Below are 19,547 nucleotides of genomic sequence, written 5' to 3'. Positions count from 1 at the left end.
TTTTTCTTTACGCTTTAACTAATTAAAATTTAAAGTGAGAGAACGCCTTGTTAGCCTCAGCCATTTTGTGGGTATCCATTCTCTTTTTAACAGCAGCACCTTCTTCTTTAGCAGCAGCTAAGATTTCGTTTGCAAGCCTTTGAGCCATAGATTTTTCATTTCTCCTCCTTGCATAAAGAATCATCCATTTCATTGCCATGGATATCTTCCTGTCCGGACGTATTTGCATTGGTATCTGGAATGTTGCACCACCTACCCTGCGGCTACGTACTTCTACGTGCGGCATTACATTGGTAAGAGCGTCTTTCCAAGTTTCAAGCGCAGATTTTTCTGCATCTTGTTTTTTGTTCTCTACAATTTCAATAGCATCATAAAATACTTTAAAAGCTGTAGATTTCTTACCATCCCACATTAGGTTGTTCACAAAACGTGTTACCAGTTGGTCATTAAATTGGGGATCTGGTAAAAGTGGTCTTTTTTTGGCCTGTCTTTTTCTCATGTCTTTCTTTTAAAAGCTTTTAATAATTACTTTTTCTTACCTTTTGTAGGAGCTGCCGGAGCTTGTCCTGGTTTAGGACGCTTAGCGCCGTACTTAGACCTGCGCTGAGTTCTACCTGCAACACCTGCCGTATCTAAAGCACCACGAACAATGTGATACCTTACACCCGGTAAGTCTTTTACCCTTCCACCTCTAACTAATACTATCGAGTGCTCTTGTAGATTGTGTCCTTCTCCAGGAATGTACGCATTCACCTCATTACCATTTGTTAAACGCACCCTTGCAACTTTACGCATTGCAGAGTTTGGTTTTTTAGGTGTAGTGGTGTACACACGTGTACAAACGCCCCTTCTTTGAGGACAAGAATCCAAAGCAGCCGATTTACTCTTCTTAGTTATCTGGGCTCTCCCTGTTCTTACTAATTGTTGAATTGTTGGCATAATTAATACTAAAAATTTCTTATGTTTAAATAACCCGCTTTTTACGGGGTTGCAAATGTAGAAATTATAATTTACAAAACAAACCATAATCCATTAATTTTCAAATGCCTTGTTAAGCATCAGGCCAGTATATATTATTTTTGTAATATTTACGTTATTTTTACAGGCAACAAAATCTTCCGTTGAAAAGAGCACTCCTTATATATATACTACTATTTTTTTCATTGCAGGCTACAGCACAAACGCTGTATCTTAAAGCTGAGGGAAAAAATGCACGCGAAACAAAAATACTCGATTCTGTATCCTACCAAAAAGCACACCCTAACGCTAAAGGCATACAAACAGAAGCCAACAGACTGTCTACCGCGCTACAACAAGCCGGATATCTTGAGAGCCGCATTACCGGCAATCTTAAAACCAACGACAGTACTTTTGTATTTATGTATGCGGTAGGCACTAAAACCAACTCACTACTTATATATACCCGCAAGCTAAGCCCTAAAGAAAAAACACTGCTTACCATACAACAGGACAGCATTAGCATTTCACTTGCAGATGCTGATGGCTTTATGAAGCGCAACCTCGCCCTGCTGGAACAACAGGGTTACCCATTAAGCAGCCTCCAGCTCATTAACTATAAAAAAAAAGGAAACCTCCTCACCGCACAGTTAACCATGACACTTGGCAGGCAAAGACAGCTTGACGATATTGTACTGGAAGGCTACCCAAAATTTCCCGAAGGCATACGCCGGAATATTTTAAGGCAGTATCGCAAAAAAACATTCAACAAAGAAAACCTGCAACGCGTATACAACGATTTTAACAGCCTGCGCTTTGTAACACAGCCCCGGTACCCCGAGATATTATTTAAACAAGACACTACCAAGGCCTACGTTTATCTTGAAAAAGCCAAGCCTAACACTTTTGACGGTTTTATAGGTTTTAGCAATGATGACCAGGACAAAGTACGACTTAATGGTTACTTGGATCTGCAACTTGTAAATGTTTTAAATACCGGCGAAAAGCTTAATCTCTACTGGAAAAGCGACGGTAATAAACAAACCACCTTTAACCTCGGCACAGAACTGCCGTATATGTTCCGTAGTCCTATCGGAGCAAAAGCAAGCCTGAAAATATTTAAACAAGATAGTACGTTTCAGAATACTGTGACTGACCTTAACCTGGGCTACTATTTCAATTATAATTCAAAACTTTATCTTGGTTATCAAAAAACCCAGTCTACCGACATACAAAATACAGACAGTAGCAACCTAAGCGACTATAACAGCAAGTTCTGGACAAGTACGTTTGATTTTGCATCCTACAGCAGCACCGATTTTTTATTTCCGCAAAAAGCACTGCTATATATAAAGGGTGGAACAGGAAATCGAAACAGCAAGGCAGGCAACAGCAGCCAGTATTTTTCACAAATTAACGCAGCTTATAATATTTACCTTAACAAGAAGAACATCATCAACATCCGCACGCAAAATTTTTACCTCAAAAGCAACAACTATATTGTTAATGAATTGCAATACTTTGGAGGGATAAATTCTATACGCGGTTTTAACGAAAACAGCCTTCAGGGAAACCTTTACAGCCTCTTACTTGCAGAATACCGTTTTGTAGCTGCCGAAAATATTTATATACATACCATAACAGATTACGGTTATTATCAGGATGAAGCCGCCAATACTAAAAACCGCCTTCTTGGGCTTGGATTTGGATTTGGACTATTAACAAATAATGGATTATTTAACATTATTTACGCAAATGGAAGCACAAATTCACAAAACATAAAGCTTTCAAACTCAATAGTACACATCAGTTTCAAAACATCTTTTTAACACTTTATTTAACACTTAAATAAAATAAAACAAACTATTGTCTAAAAATTATCATAAAATTATTGTTTTAATTAACTTTAATTTAGACATTTGAGATTGACTAACTCAATTTATTTACTAATGAAAACTAAGCTACATGTTTTATTAACACTGCTCAGCGTGTTAATGATGCAAATCTCATTTGCACAGGAGAGAACAGTTTCAGGAACTGTTACGGACGAAACGGGGTTCCCCATACCAGGGGTAACTATTTTAGTAAAAGGTACAACCACCAGTACACAAACCGATTTCGATGGAAAATTTTCAATCAGCGCCACACCACAACAAACCCTTGTATTTAGCTACATAGGTATGGGTACTAAAGAGGTTTCTGCTTCGCAGCAAACCTTAAACGTAGGCCTTACCAGCGAAGCTAAAGAACTGGAAGGCGTGGTTGTAACGGCTGTAGGTATTAAACGAGAGAAATCATCTATCGGTGCTGCCACTACTACACTAAAATCTGAAGAGATTGTAAGGGGTGAGCAGGCAAACATTTCGGATGCCCTTAAGGGTAAAGTGGCCGGGGTTGTAATTTCTAACTCTTCTACAGACCCGGGTGCATCATCTGGTGTAATGATCAGGGGCATTAAATCTTTATCGGGCTCTAACCAGCCACTTTACATTGTTGACGGTATCCCGATAAGCAACGTAACCAACTCTTCATCAAGCCTTAATGGCGGTTATGACTTTGGTAACGGTGTTAACGACGTTAACCCGCAGGATATTGAAAGCATGACAGTGCTTAAAGGTGCATCTGCTACTGTACTTTACGGCTCAAGAGCTGCTAACGGTGTTATTCTTATTACCACCAAAAAAGGTAAGCAAGGCAAACTATCAGTAGATTTTACTACTACAATGACCTTTACACAAATTAACCGTACTCCTAAATACCAATCTACCTTTGGACAGGGATGGGATGGTGTTCACTACCTTGGCGAAAACGGTTCGTGGGGGCCAAAATTTGATGGTCAAGACAGAATTTGGGGTAACGTTGTTAACAACAGCCAGCTTATAAAACCATATTCTGCACAAAAAGACCAACTTGAAAACTTTTTTACAACAGGTACATCAAGGATAAACTCGGTAGCAATATCGGGCGGCCATGGCGACAGTACCGTAAGGCTTTCGTTTTCTAACACAGCACAAGACGGTATTTACCCTACTGATGCCGACTCATTTGAAAGAAATAACCTTTCATTATCCGGCGCTACAAAAATTAAGAACTTTAGCATGAGCGGCAGCCTTAATTATGTTAACACAAGTGGTAGCTCTGTAGCAACAGGTCAGGGTACAACAGTGTATAACAACCTTATGCAAATTCCTGTGGATATTCCTATAACAGAATTTAAGGACTACAATAACCCATTTCATAATGTAGACAATTACTACACGCCTTATGGTGTAACTAACCCGTACTTTTCACTTAATGAAAACGGTAGTAAAAATGGCAAAGAAAGATTTTATGGTAGTACAGAATTTACTTATGAGGCCGCAAACTGGCTATCGTTTACTTACCGTTTAGGTTTAGACAGCTATAATGACCGCACACGCATATGGTTTGCAAAAGTAGACGCAGCACCGGGTAGCCCAAACAACAATACCCAAACCGAAGGCCCTGGTAGCTACTCTGAAAGTTTTTATAACTACAAGCAGGTAAACCATGATTTACTTGCAAATTTCAACTTTGATATTTCAGAAAAGATAAAACTATCAACATCAGTAGGTTTTAACATTAATGATATAAAAACAGGTAGCCTTACTGCTTCAGTTGCATCTCAGGATATCCCGGGATATTACAACCTTGCAAACAGTGCTGAAATACCTGTTGTTGGTACAGTTAATACAAACAGAAAAATATATGGCTTATATGATACCGCAACATTATCATTTAATGAAGAGCTTTTCCTTACCGGTAACATTCGTAATGACTGGTACTCTACCCTGCCGGCCGCAAACAGGTCGCAGCTATATGCAGGTGGTAACGCTAGCTGGGTATTTAGCAGGACGTTTGCCAATATAGAAAAAGTAATTAATTATGGTAAACTACGTGTAGGTTATGGTAAGGCCGGTGGCGATACAGATCCTTACCAGGTTCTTAGTGTTAATGTACCTACCAACATTAACCCTGGGTTTGGCGGTGTTAACTTTCCTATTGACGGTGTAAGCGCTTACAGTATTGGCAACAGAATGCCAAACCCGAATCTTAAACCGCAAATCAGATCAGAATTTGAAGTTGGTACAGAGCTATCTTTCTTTAAAAACTTTATTACCATTGATGCTACTTATTTTAATGCAAAAGTAGATAACCAGATTCTTGCGCTGCCACTTGCTCCGTCAAGCGGCTATACATCGCAGGTTGCTAACGTGGGTACGCTTCGCACTAAAGGTTTTGAAGGTTTAGTTACTTTTAACTGGGCTAAAAACCCGGATGGCTTTGGCTGGAGCACCAGTGTAAACTATACAAAAGCAGAATCAGTACTGGAAGAACTGGACCCAAGGCTAAGCCAGGTAGAACTTGGAGGCCTTAGCACTTATGAATATCTTGCCGTAAAAGGTCAAAATGTAGGACTAATCAACGGTTACGTACCAGAATATGCACCTGACGGAAGCATTGTTGTAGATAACAATGGTGTACCGGTAGCTGCCTCAACCAAGCAGATTTATGGCGACAGCCAATATGACTATACAATGGGTATTAGTAATAACATTAGTTGGAAAGGCCTTTCATTAGACTTTACCTTCGATATCCGTCAGGGAGGTTTGATGTACTCACGTACTGCAGACATTACCCGTTTTACCGGTAACTCTATTACAACCACATACAATGACCGCCAACCGTTTATTGTGCCAAATTCTGTAACACGTAGTGTAGACGGCAGTGGCAATACAGTTTACACGCCTAATGATAAGCCTATCAGCGGCGAATACATGGATGATTATTACCGGGCAGATGCAAATGCCCGCGCTAATGTAATAGATAAATCATTTATAAAACTTCGTGAGGTTGTACTAAGCTATAAGCTGCCATCAAAAGTACTGGAAGGCACTTTTATCAACGCACTCTCAATGTCAATAATTGGCCGTAACCTGTTTATATGGACACCAAGGAGCAACCAGTATATTGACCCGGAAGTTTCTACTTTTGGTAACGACCTTTCAAGCCAGTTCGGCGAATTCAGCGCTAACCCTTCTACCCGTAGCATTGGTTTTAGCTTAAAAGCAAACTTTTAATTAAAAAGCACTATGAAAAATATACATAAATTAGTAATTGTAATGCTTGTAGGGCTGTTTGTATCGTGTGATAAGGATCTTGATATAAATACAGACCCTAACTATCCCGGCGAAATTAATGCGGGGTTGGCATTAACATCTGCACAAGCCAATATCGCCACAGTTGTAGGCGGTGAGCTAACAAGCCTGGGAGGCTTCCTTGCACAATATCATACACAGGCTCCATCTGCCAGCCAGTTTGAAAATATTGACTCTTATAACTTAAACACAGGTTATGCTAATACTCCATGGACACAATTATATGCAGGAGCATTAACAGACCTACAGTATGTATCTGCAGAATCTGAAGAAGCCGGTGATACCGCCACACTTCTTATAGCAGAGGCATTAAGAGCCTATACATATCAGTTATTAGTAGACCTTTTTAATGACGTACCATATTCAGAAGCACTTCAGGGAACAAGTGGAAATATAACTCCAAAAGTAGACACAGGTGCAGAAATTTATACCGACCTGATTGTTAAGCTTAATGCTGCAGTAGCTGCTTATGATGCCAATCCAACAACTGCGGCTTTCCCTAGCCAGGATGTAATTTATGGCGGTGATATAAATTTATGGAAACAGTTTATAAACACGCTGAAATTAAAAATATACCTGCGCATGGCATATACGCCACAAGCCAATCCTGCAGCGGTAAATGCCCTGATGGCAGAGGACAATTTCCTTACACAAGAAGCCGCATTTGCAACTTTTGTAAATGTTGTGAATAAAACCAACCCTTTTTACGGTACCTTTCTCTCAACAGGTGGTAGTGGGCTTGGCGATGGTAACCACATCGCCAGTAATGCGCTTCATGATTTCTATGATGCTAATGATGACCCAAGGCTTAAGGTTGTATATAGGCGTAGCCCCCTTAATGGAGAATATACTTCCATAGCGCAAGGAAGCGGCAATACATTTAACAACACAGCACAGGCTTATGCAAGGCCAAACATAAGGCCTAAAACCCCTGTATTCCTAATGAGTACAGTAGAAAGTAATTTTATGCAGGCCGAAGCACTTATTCGTTATGCAGGCGGTGCAGGAGCTAAAGAAAAATATGATGCTGGGGTGCTTTCTTCTTTGACTATTTATCAAAGTCGTTTCTTTATTAATATCAATACCGATTTTACAAAAGATGATCCAACTCGAGAATCTGACTCTCCTTGGACAGTAGCCCAAACAGGTGTTTTAGCAAATGACCTTACAGGTACGGGTGGTGTTTACGAATATGTACCTAATGGTAATGTTGAAACAGCTCTTAGACAGGTAATCGTACAGAAATGGGCATCATTACCATATATCAATAATATCGAAGCATGGATAGAGTCTACAAGAACTAAATTTCCTGAAGTGGTATCTACGGGCACACAAGATTATAGCATTGGTAATCGTATTCCATCACTAATTTCTGTACTTTCGGGTACAAACCAGCCCAGTATATTATTCTATCCGGATGATGAGGCTAATAGAAACCCTAATATAACCCAGCATGCTAACTTACTTGAAAACGTTTGGTGGGATCAAAAACCTGAATAAAAAAATAGCTTATGAAAAATATATTTAAATTAGGGATTTTGGCAATGGTGTTAGCTACAGGCCTTACATCATGCGAAAATGAAGATCCTATAGGATCGAGGGTAACTGTATACCCAGAGATGACTCTAAATGGAGAAGCCGTGGTGGTACTAACTGAGGGAGATTCTTTTACTGATCAGGGTGCTGTATCTTTAATTGGCGAAGACGAAGTAGAAGTTACAACTACCGGAAACGTAGATCCTACGACACCGGGGGTATATGACCTTTATTACTCATCAGCAAATGAAGATGGCTTTTCAGCTCAACTACGCAGGACTATTATAGTATTAAGTGCCGAACCAAGTACAATTAATCTTGAAGGTACTTTTTATCGTAATGGAAATGCTAATAATATTGTGAAGATTGCAGATAGAGTATATACCTCTGACAATGCAGGGGGATTAGGCATTGCCGATGCAAAGAATTTCATAAAATTTACATTCTATAACATCGATGATGAACGTATTTATGCACCTTATCAGACAAACACATCTGAATCAGGAATAAGTGTGGAAACAAACATTGGCACTATTGTTAGTGAAAACAACTTCACATGGGTGTTATACGCTTCTGCAACTTATGGTACAGCGGTAAGGAACTTTACAAGGTAATTTTAAAAAACTGAAACATGAAAAAATTTAAATATATACTTCTGCCGGTTGTTGCAATCTTATTTGTAATTTCATGTGATGAAGATGGGTATGCTGACTATGATGCTGACGGCAAACCTTCATTAACTATGAATGGTGAATGGTTTATAAATATTAGTGATGAAACCGGCACTGTACAGGTGGCAAATGCGCTACATCGCACTTATGATGATAATAATGGTGGCCTTTGGATAAGTGACCGTTTTGACGCTACCCAGTTTTATGGATGGTACCTGGAATCTGTAGTACAGTATGATCTGCAAAATCTAACCTTTAGTGGCAGTAACCTTACCAATTTTGCAGATGATTCTAAAGTTACCATTACGGAAGGTAAGATTATTAAAAATGGGGCACATACAGAATCAGGTGTTGTAGTAGACAGTATTTACTTTAAAGGTGTATTTGATTATGACCCGGAAACAGTACTTATCTTTTCCGGACGTAAGCGTACAGGATTTGAAGAAGACGAACATTAATAATTTGGTTAGTTAATAAGAAAGACCATCCCTTCGGGGATGGTTTTTTTATACCTTTGCATTATGGAAAAAGATCACCAGATATTTGGCATCAGGGCCATTATTGAAGCAATAAGCGCAGGTAAGGAAGTTGATAAGGTATTTATACAAAAAGACGCACAGGGCGACCTTATGCGCGATTTGATGAAAGCCCTTAAGCAAAACAGTATTAACTTTAGTTATGTACCTGTTGAAAAATTAAACAGGCTTACGCCAAACAACCACCAGGGCGCTGTGGCCAGCATTGCCCCTATAAAATTTCAGGATCTTGAAACACTGGTAGAAACAGTATTAGAAAGCGGCCGTACTCCCCTGTTCCTTATACTGGACCAGCTTAGTGATGCCCGTAACTTTGGCGCTATCATCCGCACGGCAGAGTGTACCGGTGTAGATGGTATTATTGTACAAAAGCAAGGGTCTGCACCTGTAAATGGCGATACCGTTAAAACTTCGGCCGGTGCCGTATTTAATGTGCCTATTTGTAAAGTAGAACATATTAAAGATGCTATTTTCCACCTTCAGGGCTCCGGTATTAAAACCGTAGCCGCAACAGAAAAGACAGACAGCACAATTTATGACCTTTCTTTTAATGAGCCTTTAGCTATTATAATGGGCAGCGAAGACCGCGGTATTAATCCGTCGGTACTTAAAATTGTAGATGAGAAAGCAAAACTACCAATGTTTGGCAGCATAGGTTCGCTAAATGTTTCTGTAGCCTGTGGTGCCTTTTTATATGAGGCTGTAAGACAAAGAAGTTAATTTTGATTTTAAAAAATATGAAACAGCCTTAGTGGCTGTTTTTTTATACCTCAGCTTCAGTATTTCCCTTATCCGGCACATAAATATAAACATAGTTTATAGTAGCAGCGGGTGGCGAAAGTATTTCGGCATCAACCACTTCAATATCTTCCGGCTTGGGTGGATTTACAAAAACCCCATTGGCATCAAAGCGCTTCATAAATGGATCTTTAGATGAGTCAAAATCCGGCCGCTGCCAGTCGTAAACAATTTGCTTTTCATACTCAGGCGTTTCGTAAATACGCGAAAAAATCAGTCCGGCAATAAATCCGCCAAGGTGTCCTTCCCAACTTATCTCCTCATCTACTCCTGGAAAGACATACCAAACCATTCCTCCATACAACAGGGTAACAATCATAGAAACGGCAACTAACCGATAATAACCTGTAAAAATACCTTTAAAAAACACAAAGCTTACCAATGCATAAATGAGTCCACTGGCACCTATATGGTAGCTTCCACCCCGCCCTATTAGCCAGGTAATAGCCCCCGAAACTAATATTCCATATACAATAACCTGCCAGGCATAGCGCCTGTAAAAATACCGTACGGCGGCCACCAGTAAAAACAACGGAATACTATTATTATATAAATGTTCCAGGCTGCCGTGCAAAAAAGGGCTCAGGATAATTCCGCGCAGGCCTTTTAGGGTACGTGGCAAAATACCATATTCAGTAAGGTATATATGAAAACGCACTTCTGTCCAGTAAACAACCCAAAGCACGAGCACAAAGGCAAGTGGCCACAGGATTACAGAAGGCGAGAATTTAAATTGATCGTAATTGTCTTTCATGCGGTAAGCACATCAAAAAGACCACCAAAAATATTTTACTGTTAAAATGTCAGTGAAATCATAAGTGTTTATTGAAAAGCATATAACAATCGCAGTATGCTCTTTTAGCATTTTTCAAACACGCCATATTCATATAAATCTGTAATTTTACACCTATGGAAGCACCTTTGGCAGAACGCATACGCCCGCAGCATTTATCAGAATATATAAGCCAGCAACATCTTGTTGGGCCTAACGGGTCGCTTACCCACCAGATAGCGCGCGGCCTCATACCATCGCTTATTTTATGGGGGCCGCCGGGCACAGGAAAAACTACCCTGGCGCAAATTATGGCGCAGGAGAGCAACCGCCCCTTTTATGTACTGAGTGCCATTAATGCAGGTGTAAAAGATGTGCGCGAGGTTATAGACAAAGCCAAACAGAGTGGTGGTATTTTTACCGCTAAAAACCCCATACTGTTTATAGATGAGATTCACCGTTTCAGTAAATCGCAACAGGATTCGCTGCTTGCAGCAGTAGAAAAAGGCTGGGTTACTCTTATAGGGGCTACTACAGAGAATCCCAGTTTTGAAGTTATCCCCGCATTACTTTCGCGTTGCCAGGTATATGTTTTAAATGCGTTTACCCGCGAAGACCTTGAAGCCCTGCTACACCGCGCCATGGAGGCAGATGCCTACCTGAAAACTAAAAAAATTGACCTTAAAGAAACAGAAGCACTACTGCGCCTGAGCGGAGGTGACGGACGTAAATTGCTTAATATTTTTGAGCTGGTTATAAACGCAAGTGAAGGCGAAGAAATAGAAATAACTAATGAACGTGTAATGCAGCTTGCTCAAAAAAATACCGTTTTGTATGACAAAACCGGGGAGCAGCACTATGACATAATTTCCGCTTTTATAAAATCGATGCGTGGCAGCGACCCTAATGGGGCTGTTTACTGGCTGGCGCGGATGATTGAAGGCGGAGAGGACCTGAAATTTATAGCACGCCGTATGCTGATATTGGCCAGCGAAGATATAGGCAATGCCAATCCTACGGCACTAATCATGGCAAATAACACGTTTCAGGCAGTAAGTACTATAGGTTACCCTGAATCGAGGATATTGCTAAGCCAGTGCGCCATTTACCTGGCAACATCGCCTAAAAGCAATGCCAGCTATATGGCCATTGGCAAAGCACAAAGCATTGTAAAACAAACGGGAGACCTGCCTGTGCCATTGCATCTGCGTAATGCACCAACAAAGCTGATGAAAGAACTGGGGTATGGCGACGACTATAAATATGCCCACGATTTTGATAATAACTTTGCTGATCAGGAGTTCCTGCCCGATGCTATAAGCAACACGCCATTTTATGAACCGGGAAACAATAGCCGTGAGAATGGTACCAGGGATTTTTTAAGAAACCGCTGGAAAGGGAAGTACGGGTATTAGTCGAAACATTTTAAAAGTACAGAGTCATAAAATTGTATCAATTATAAAAAGAAAGTCCCGGGTTTTGCCCGGGACTTTCTTTTTATAACTTCAAGCTTTTGATTTTAATCTAAAATCAAAACTTAATATTCAGTTTCTCACTTACAAGCTTATCATTTTGGTAGTATTCAAAAAACCACTCATTTGCTTTTTTAAATACAACACCGTTTTTACCGTCTCCCTGCGCACTGTATGAATCGGGTTGAGATGTCTTGTACATCTTAAGCACCACTTTAGGTGTAGTATCTACCAGTTGATAACCGTTAGTAATGGGTTGCGCAAAAAGCTGGTTCTCATTATTTACAGGTACCGGCACAACAGCTACTGCAGTAGCTGTTGCCGTAGCAGTACTATTACTATTTGTAGCAACGGCAGTAGCTTGTGGCACTGCCGGCGTAGGTGTAGCAGGCACAGCTATTACAGCACCATTGTACTGGTAGTTAAGATCTGCTAATGATGCCCCTGCAATGCGTGTAGCCTCATAATATGCTTTTTGATAATCTTTCTGCTTACTCTTTCCTTTTTCTGATGTAAATAATACTTTGCCTGTACAGTCTTTCAGTACAATTGAAACTATAGTGGTAAGCATTCCCGAATCATTTATAAGATCACCATATAATGCGCCACAGCGGTTTAGGGCAACCTCAGCGGGCATCTGCTGGTTAGTGTAAAGTACAGTAAAACCATACTTTTCTAAGGCCATTTTTGTAAGGTTGTTAAGGTTATACTTATTTGCCTCCTTAAAGAAGTCAAACTTTTCAGGAATTATTACATACTTATAGTTATTAATATTTTCGCTCTGGGCGAATGCAGCCCCTGCAAAAAGCAGGGCAAAAAACAAAACGATCTTTTTCATATAATTAAAGCAGGTTTTTAAGTTCCAGCAGGTGGTTAACCCGCGGTATAGAAGCGTGCGCTCCCGCACGGTGTTCATCAAAAAATATAGCGTCGATACCACAATCCAGCGCGCCCTGTACATCAGCTTCGATACAGTCGCCTATCATGATGCTGTCTTCTTTCAGGGCATTAGCTGCTGCCAGCGCATATTCAAAAATAGCCGGATGTGGCTTTTTACAACCCGCATTTTCACTATTTGTTACAGTCTGAAAATAACCTTCAAGCCCGCTATTCTTCAGCTTGCCTTCCTGCACGTTATGAAAACCATTGGTAATTATGTGCAGGCTGTACTTTGGCTTAAGATATTCCAGTATTTCGAGTGCTCCATCATACAGATGGTTATTTAACGGAAGGGTTGCGACATACTCCTCAGAAAGTTTGCTAATTAGCACATCGTCTACCTTATACTCCAGTATATCAAATACATCTTTAAGCCTGCCATAACGTAGCTGTTGCTGAGTAACAAGCCCGTCGCGGTACAGCTTCCAGTAATTTGCATTTATGGGTACGTGCAGCGAAATAAAATGTGCCACATCTACCTGTACATTATTTTGTGTAAGTATGTGCTCAAAGGCCAGTGCGGAATTTTTCTCGAAATCCCATAAGGTATGGTCAAGGTCAAAGAAAACGGCTTTTTTATTGGTAATTTTCATGGCTTATTTTTTTACTACAACGGCATTTTCTATATGGTAGATCCAGTCTTCCACATCATTGTCGTTATAACGAAAGGTACCCTGTAGCGTTACATAGGTATCTGTCTTAAACTTTTGTCCCGGGTTTTTAAATTTGATCCCCATAATGGTTTCCGGCCCTGCCTGTCCGCAAAAAAAGCATGATGCAAATACATTTTTGCTAAGTGCATAGCTTTTCTCGTCTATAGGTATTACAAAGCCACTCATTACAATGGTTTTGCTCTGTTTTGCTTTAAGTTTGGTATTTATAACCGGAAACATTACCCCTTCAGGATAATCTTTGCTTGGTTTTTTAAGGTATTTTATCTCTGCGAGTTGTTTCCAGTTCAGGGTATCATTATATACTGCGGTACTTACCGGAGCAGGTTCGGTTTTAACCGATGGTGATGCCATTGAAACAAAAAATAAACCCGAAATGGCCAGGGCTGCCACTATTATTATCTTACGCATTTGCAAGTGTTTTTGAAATATTTAGACTATATGCTTTTACAGCGGGTATTACCGCCGCTAAAATCCCTACAAAGATAGTGAGTGCCAGTAAATATCCTTCTTTTTGCCACACAAACTCATAGGGGTTAAAAGCCATTTTAAACTCAGATTCGCTACTGCCCGAAAGCAGTGCCAGCCCTATGCGCCCAACAACCGTGCCGAAAAGAAACCCCGTAACACATAGCAGCAGGCTCTCTATAAGCACAAGTGCCAGTAATTGCAGGCGGCTTGCCCCATTAACGCGCAAAAGTGCAAATTCGTATTTACGCTCTTTCAGCGTGTTATAAAGTGCAATAAAAATACTGATGCCAGATATGAGCATAATACCCATAGCCATATATTGCAGTGCCTGTAAACCTATACCAAACAATGAGAACAAGCGGTTAATTTCTATAGCCGGCGATGCTGCCTGCATCTTGGTATTCATGGCTACCATGCGCGGCCACATTACTATGGCACGCGGGCCTTTAAATTTTATAAGGGCTGCGGTTATCTCCTTACCTTCTTCACTTATTGCTTCGTCATGGTGCTCTTCATGTTCATGAGTTTCTTCTCCCTCATGATGGTCGTGGTGGTGCTCCCCTGCTTCGGCCACAGCCTCGTCATGCTCATGGTCGTGCATGGCCCAAACGCTGGGTACATTACACAATATAAGGTTGTCTATGACCTTACCTGTAGGTTTTGTAATTCCGGTAACAATATAAGCATGGTCTTCGTGCATTTCGCCCTCGGCAGCATCGCCATGCGCGCCAAAAAATTTTTCACCTATTTTAAGGTTCATTTTTTCGGCAATGTCGCTGCCCACCACTACTTCAAAATCTTTAGTAAAAACCGTTCCCTCTTTAAATACGGCATCAAAATGTGTAAGGTATTCGGGCGTCGTACCCACAATCCTAAAACCTTTATAATTATCGCCAAAGGCAAGGGGAATAGCTGTCTTTACCATAGGGTTGTGCATCCACACCTTGGCTTCGTCATAACTGATGTTTCCCGTTGGGGCATCTACCTGATAAATGGCAGAAAGTATGAGCTGTAACGGGCTGCCCTGTGCGCCCAGTACCATATCGGTACCCGCTATGTTATCACTAAATTTTTTCTCGAATTGTTCCTGCAAAAGTATCAGCAGGGTAATAATGGCTACACTGGCGGTAAGCAGTATAATGCTAAGCGCAGTATTAAGCGGCTTGTACCAAATATTTTTCCAGGCTATTTTGGTTATCATTGTTTACAGGGATATTTGGTTAGGAAAACGGTCTTTAAGCCTTTGGTCGTGCGTAACAATTACCAGCGCGGTACCAAACTGCTTTGCAAGCGCCGAGAGCATATCTGCCACTACATACGCATTCTCGTCGTCAAGGCTGCTGGTAGGCTCATCTGCCAATAGAAGCTTAGGGCTGTTTATAAGCGCACGCGCAATAGAAACGCGTTGTTGCTGACCAATGCTGAGTTGTGACGGAAGTTTATGAAGCTGCTCACCAAGGCCTAATTGCTCCAGTAATTGTTTCGCTTTATCTGTAGCCTGTTTACCTGTTGCCAACCATGAAGCAAGCGCAACATTTTCGAGTACAGAAAGTGCCGCAACAAAATAGGCCTGCTGCAATACAATGCCAATATACTGCCCGCGGAAACGGTCGAGTTGTTTATCTGAAAGTGTGGCGACATTAGTTCCGTCTATAGAAACTTCACCCTGTTGCGGACGCAACAGCCCGCCTAAAAGATGTAAGAGTGTGGTTTTCCCCTTGCCCGAACCTCCTGTTATCAACAGTGTTTCTCCGGCATTTGCAGTAATGTCAGGAAAAGTAAATGATGTGCCTTTATTATAAGAAAAGCGGATAGCACCGGTTTTTATCATACCAAAAAATATAGGTATGCAAGGTAATGATTTTGGCAGGCAAATTAAAATACTTTTATAAGGTTAAGCAAGTTTTAAGATGCCTGTGCCTGCTGTTTCATATCAAACACAAGGATGCTTTGCGGTATTTTACCGTCTTCGTGATGTGTCCATTCACTAAGTTCTACTTCGTGCTGCTGCAACGCTATAAAACAACGGTTATAAATACTTTCGCGCGTCTTCATATCGGCACGGCTCAAGTCCAGCTTTATTTCAACCAGTGTTTTATGCCTGCCACGGGTAGCATACTCAGGGTAATGCTGATAATTCTCTGTAAGATTAAAGTCAACCAGTTCAAGCTTATGCGTTTGCATTTTATCAACTACTTCTTCACGCAGGTGCTTTTGGCGCATCCGCACATCTTCGGGCATAGCGAGGCAGTCCCGGCAGTAAAAGGTCATTGTGTAATTGCTCATAGCCTGTATTTTAATACAAAGTTAAAGCAACGGCAATTATTGGTAAAGCAGATTAACAAACCCATAATATAAAATTTCCTTAAAAATTTATACTTTTGGAATATTAGGATCTCTTTATAAAATATTACACAATAGCAGTACCTCAACTGCATCCCTGCTAAGCATATAGCGGGCAGGTTTTTATTTGCAATAATTTTATAAAAGAGATATCTCATGAACTTACATACAAAAATAGCCGTTATAGGCGGCACCGGAAAGTCTGGCCAATACCTCGTAAAAAACCTTTTACAAAAAGGCTATAGCATAAAAATGCTGGTACGAAACCCACAGCACCTGAAGCCTTTTATGGATAGTGCCGAAATTATAACCGGCGATGTTACTGAATATCAGAGCATATATGATACCCTTAGCGGTTGCTGTGCAATAATAAGCACACTGGGACTGGGATTACCGCCCAGCGAACCTACAATTTTTAGCCATAGTGCTCAAAATATCATTAAAGCCGCTAACATACTGGGCATAAACCGCTACATTGTTACAACCGGACTTAATGTAAGCACTCCGGATGATGACAAAACAGCCGGTACACAAATGGCAACAGACTGGATGTATACCAATTACCCCATCTCTACTCACGATAAGCAGGAAGAATATGAGTTGTTGATAAATAGTAATCTCAACTTTACTATGGTGCGTTTGCCTTTAATAGAACTAACAGATGACCTTGCTGATGTAAGCATAAACTTAAAAGACTGTCCTGGCAATGCCATAAGTGCCACAACACTCGCCAGTTTTTTGGTCAGCCAGCTAAACGATACATCATATCATCGCAAGGCTCCCTTTGTTTTTAATATCTAACTTTTTTCAGGCTCCAAATTGGGGCCTGAATTTTTACAGTGAAGTGATTTAACTTTTTTGATTGAAGCTAAAAATAGGGATTTTTGCTTCAAATTTTGGCTTTTTGGCACTGCATAGCAGCGCTACGGAGTAAGAAAATAGGCGGAATTTGGGGCGAAAAGAACATTTTACAGCCAATTGAAAAAGTTTAAACCACTTCAGTATCAATTTGGATACAACACCCATCAATCTGGCTACAGTTTCAAAATAAGATTATAGCAACTTTGTAGTGTTCAATTATCAATTCAAAAAAAATAAAACATGAGCATTAAAAAAGTAAACTTAGGCAATCAGGGTCTTGTAGTACCCGCCATAGGATTAGGGTGTATGGGCATGACATCATTAGCCGGTGCAGATATTTATGGTAAGGCAGATGAAGCCGAAGCAATTGCAACAATACACCGTTCGCTCGAACTGGGCGGCAACTTCCTGGATACGGCCGATCTTTATGGCCCTATGCTGAATGAAAGGCTTATTGCCAAAGCCATTTCGGGTAACCGTGACAATTATACAATTGCCACAAAATTTGCCTGGGAAATAGACGATAACGAACAACTTACCTGGAAGATAAACGCCTCTAAAGACTACATTAAAAAAGCCGTAGAGCGTTCGCTTAAGAACCTGGGTACTGATTATATTGACCTGTATTATATGCACCGCCTTGACCCCAACGTACCTATCGAAGAAACCGTGGGCGCAATGGCTGATCTTGTTAAAGAAGGCAAGGTAAAATATATCGGCCTATCTGAAGTAGGATCATCAACTATCGAAAAAGCCCACGCCGTGCATCCGGTAACGGCAGTGCAGTCTGAATACTCGCTGTTTGAACGCACTGTAGAAGAGGCAGGCGTGTTTGATACGCTTACAAAGCTGGGCATTGGCTTTGTACCTTATTCGCCACTTGGACGTGGCTTTATTTCGGGTGACATAAAAAGCCCGGATGATTTTGCAGAGAACGACTTCCGCCGCAGTATCCCGAAATTTCAGGGAGAACAATTCTACAAAAACATCGAATTACTGGAAGCCATTACTACATTGGCTACAGAAAAGGGTGTTACACCGTCGCAACTCTCAATTGCCTGGGCAGTAAACAAAGGCTTTGTGCCCATACCGGGTACCAAACGCGTAAAGTATGTAGAGCAGAACATTGAGGCAGCATCTATAGTATTAAGTGCCGAAGAAAACAAACGCCTGGAAAGTATTGTACCTTTAGGAACCGTAACCGGCGACCGCTATGATGCCTGGGGCATGACATTGGTAAACCAATAACAAACTTAAACAACAAATATGACAAAGAGTAAAGGATATGCTGCACAAAGTGCAGAAACAAACCTGGCACCGTGGGATTTTGAACGCCGTGAAGTAGGTGCACATGATGTGTTGATCGATATTTTGTACTGCGGGGTATGCCATAGCGACCTGCACCAGATAAAAAACGACTGGTTTCCGGGGATATTCCCTATGGTACCGGGACACGAAATTGTAGGGCGTATAGCTGCGGTAGGCGCGCACGTAACAAATTTTAAAATTGGCGACCTTGCCGGTGTAGGCTGTATGGTAGACAGCTGTGGGCATTGCGAAGACTGTAAGGGAGACCTGGAGCAGTTTTGTAGCGAGGGTGTGCAAACTTATAACGCTATGGGCAAAGACGGCACGCCTACGCAAGGCGGTTATAGCAACAATATTGTTGTAAAAGAAGAATTTGCCCTGCACGTGTCTGATAAGTTACCACTGGCTGCTGTAGCACCACTACTTTGTGCGGGTATTACTACCTACTCTCCCCTGCGCTACTGGAAGGTAGGCCCCGGGCATAAAGTGGCCGTGCTTGGACTTGGCGGATTAGGCCATATGGCTGTAAAATTTGCCGTAGCCTTTGGTGCCGATGTTACCGTACTCAGTACATCGCCCGCTAAAGAAGAGGATGCAAAGGTACTGGGTGCACACCATTTTGTAGTTACAAAAGACCCGGATCAGGTAGCTGCCGTTACCAAAACATTCGACTTTATTGTAGATACCGTATCAGGCCCGCACGACATCAACCTGTATCTTAATATGCTAAAAAGCCGTGGTACACACATTGCCCTTGGGGCGCCGAGTGAACCGTACCAGATACCGGCATTCTCTTTACTTGCCGGAGGTAAGGCCGTTGCCGGAAGCGGCATTGGCGGCCTGGCAGAAACCCAGGAAATGCTGGACTTTTGCGCTGAGCATAACATTGTTTCAGACATTGAGATCATTGGCATTGAAGATATTCACGATGCTTATGAGCGCATGGAAAAAGGCGATGTACGCTACCGCTTTGTTATAGACCTTGCTACACTTTAATACTTTGCCTCACAAAAGAAAAGCTATCTTTACGGTAGC

General features: G+C 41.2%; 19 protein-coding genes. 10 read left to right on the top strand and 9 right to left on the bottom strand.

Annotated features, from left to right (window positions below; genetic code table 11):
- Window positions 1–22 precede the first annotated feature (22 nt).
- Both rpsG and rpsL read right to left on the bottom strand, forming a co-directional pair.
- Window positions 23–499 carry a 30S ribosomal protein S7 gene (gene rpsG, locus DYH63_RS01530; protein WP_116787120.1) on the bottom strand — a complete coding sequence of 159 codons (477 nt, stop codon included), beginning with the start codon at window positions 497–499 and terminating at the stop codon, window positions 23–25.
- A 26-nt stretch (window positions 500–525) separates the two neighbouring features.
- On the bottom strand, window positions 526–939 hold the full coding sequence (rpsL, locus tag DYH63_RS01525; protein ID WP_116790716.1) for a 30S ribosomal protein S12: 414 nt from the start codon (window positions 937–939) through the stop codon (window positions 526–528).
- 182 nt (window positions 940–1,121) lie between these two features.
- Here rpsL and DYH63_RS01520 point away from each other — a divergent pair, with 182 nt between their 5' ends.
- The 6 genes from DYH63_RS01520 (at window position 1,122) to rlmB (ending at window position 9,597) form a co-directional block, all read left to right on the top strand.
- Window positions 1,122–2,786: a BamA/TamA family outer membrane protein gene (locus tag DYH63_RS01520; RefSeq protein WP_162926885.1), complete on the top strand. Its 1,665-nt coding sequence runs from the start codon at window positions 1,122–1,124 to the stop codon at window positions 2,784–2,786.
- 120 nt (window positions 2,787–2,906) lie between these two features.
- Entirely contained in the window at window positions 2,907–6,056 is a 3,150-nt protein-coding gene (locus DYH63_RS01515) for a SusC/RagA family TonB-linked outer membrane protein (RefSeq protein ID WP_240409048.1), read from the top strand.
- Window positions 6,057–6,068: 12 nt separating this feature from the next.
- Window positions 6,069–7,634: a SusD/RagB family nutrient-binding outer membrane lipoprotein gene (locus tag DYH63_RS01510; protein ID WP_116787119.1), complete on the top strand. Its 1,566-nt coding sequence runs from the start codon at window positions 6,069–6,071 to the stop codon at window positions 7,632–7,634.
- A gap of 11 nt (window positions 7,635–7,645) precedes the next feature.
- A complete protein-coding gene (locus DYH63_RS01505) occupies window positions 7,646–8,284 on the top strand; it encodes an immunoglobulin-like domain-containing protein (RefSeq protein WP_116787118.1) in 639 nt (212 codons plus the stop codon).
- Window positions 8,285–8,301: 17 nt separating this feature from the next.
- Window positions 8,302–8,799, top strand: coding sequence for a lipid-binding protein (locus DYH63_RS01500; RefSeq protein WP_240409047.1), 498 nt, complete (start codon window positions 8,302–8,304; stop codon window positions 8,797–8,799).
- A 63-nt stretch (window positions 8,800–8,862) separates the two neighbouring features.
- Entirely contained in the window at window positions 8,863–9,597 is a 735-nt protein-coding gene (gene rlmB / locus DYH63_RS01495) for a 23S rRNA (guanosine(2251)-2'-O)-methyltransferase RlmB (RefSeq protein WP_116787117.1), read from the top strand.
- Window positions 9,598–9,640: 43 nt separating this feature from the next.
- Here the strand turns inward: rlmB and DYH63_RS01490 are convergent, their stop codons facing one another.
- Window positions 9,641–10,429, bottom strand: coding sequence for a rhomboid family intramembrane serine protease (locus DYH63_RS01490; RefSeq protein ID WP_116787116.1), 789 nt, complete (start codon window positions 10,427–10,429; stop codon window positions 9,641–9,643).
- Window positions 10,430–10,584: 155 nt separating this feature from the next.
- Between DYH63_RS01490 and DYH63_RS01485 the strand changes: the two genes are divergently transcribed.
- A complete protein-coding gene (locus tag DYH63_RS01485) occupies window positions 10,585–11,862 on the top strand; it encodes a replication-associated recombination protein A (RefSeq protein WP_116787115.1) in 1,278 nt (425 codons plus the stop codon).
- Window positions 11,863–11,977: 115 nt separating this feature from the next.
- On the opposite strand, the gene DYH63_RS01480 is transcribed toward DYH63_RS01485, so the two are convergent.
- The 6 genes from DYH63_RS01480 to DYH63_RS01455 all read right to left on the bottom strand — a co-directional run bounded on the left by DYH63_RS01480 (window position 11,978) and on the right by DYH63_RS01455 (window position 16,286).
- Window positions 11,978–12,757: a hypothetical protein gene (locus DYH63_RS01480; protein WP_116787114.1), complete on the bottom strand. Its 780-nt coding sequence runs from the start codon at window positions 12,755–12,757 to the stop codon at window positions 11,978–11,980.
- Window positions 12,758–12,761: 4 nt separating this feature from the next.
- A complete protein-coding gene (locus DYH63_RS01475; protein ID WP_116787113.1) occupies window positions 12,762–13,451 on the bottom strand; it encodes a YjjG family noncanonical pyrimidine nucleotidase in 690 nt (229 codons plus the stop codon).
- A gap of 3 nt (window positions 13,452–13,454) precedes the next feature.
- Window positions 13,455–13,940, bottom strand: a complete 486-nt coding sequence (locus tag DYH63_RS01470) for a hypothetical protein (protein WP_116787112.1) — start codon at window positions 13,938–13,940, stop codon at window positions 13,455–13,457.
- Entirely contained in the window at window positions 13,933–15,201 is a 1,269-nt protein-coding gene (locus tag DYH63_RS01465) for an ABC transporter permease (protein WP_116787111.1), read from the bottom strand. The genes DYH63_RS01470 and DYH63_RS01465 overlap by 8 nt, the downstream gene beginning before the upstream one ends.
- Window positions 15,202–15,204: 3 nt before the next feature.
- Window positions 15,205–15,831, bottom strand: coding sequence for an ABC transporter ATP-binding protein (locus DYH63_RS01460; protein ID WP_116787110.1), 627 nt, complete (start codon window positions 15,829–15,831; stop codon window positions 15,205–15,207).
- Between the two features lie 74 nt (window positions 15,832–15,905).
- Complete coding sequence (locus DYH63_RS01455) at window positions 15,906–16,286, bottom strand: hypothetical protein (RefSeq protein WP_162926884.1); 381 nt, start codon at window positions 16,284–16,286, stop codon at window positions 15,906–15,908.
- 213 nt (window positions 16,287–16,499) lie between these two features.
- Here DYH63_RS01455 and DYH63_RS01450 point away from each other — a divergent pair, with 213 nt between their 5' ends.
- The 3 genes from DYH63_RS01450 to DYH63_RS01440 all read left to right on the top strand — a co-directional run bounded on the left by DYH63_RS01450 (window position 16,500) and on the right by DYH63_RS01440 (window position 19,508).
- Window positions 16,500–17,144 carry an NAD(P)-dependent oxidoreductase gene (locus tag DYH63_RS01450; protein ID WP_116787108.1) on the top strand — a complete coding sequence of 215 codons (645 nt, stop codon included), beginning with the start codon at window positions 16,500–16,502 and terminating at the stop codon, window positions 17,142–17,144.
- Between the two features lie 300 nt (window positions 17,145–17,444).
- The gene (locus tag DYH63_RS01445; RefSeq protein ID WP_116787107.1) at window positions 17,445–18,452 is read left to right on the top strand and encodes an aldo/keto reductase; all 1,008 of its coding nucleotides are present in this window, start codon (window positions 17,445–17,447) and stop codon (window positions 18,450–18,452) included.
- Between the two features lie 18 nt (window positions 18,453–18,470).
- Window positions 18,471–19,508 (top strand): NAD(P)-dependent alcohol dehydrogenase, encoded by a 1,038-nt coding sequence (locus tag DYH63_RS01440; protein WP_116787106.1) that lies wholly within the window; start codon window positions 18,471–18,473, stop codon window positions 19,506–19,508.
- Window positions 19,509–19,547: the final 39 nt, after the last annotated feature.

The organism is Flavobacterium psychrotrophum, assembly GCF_003403075.1.
In the GTDB taxonomy this organism is placed as follows: Bacteria; Bacteroidota; Bacteroidia; order Flavobacteriales; family Flavobacteriaceae; genus Flavobacterium; species Flavobacterium psychrotrophum.
This window is presented reverse-complemented; position numbering and strand designations above follow the sequence as displayed.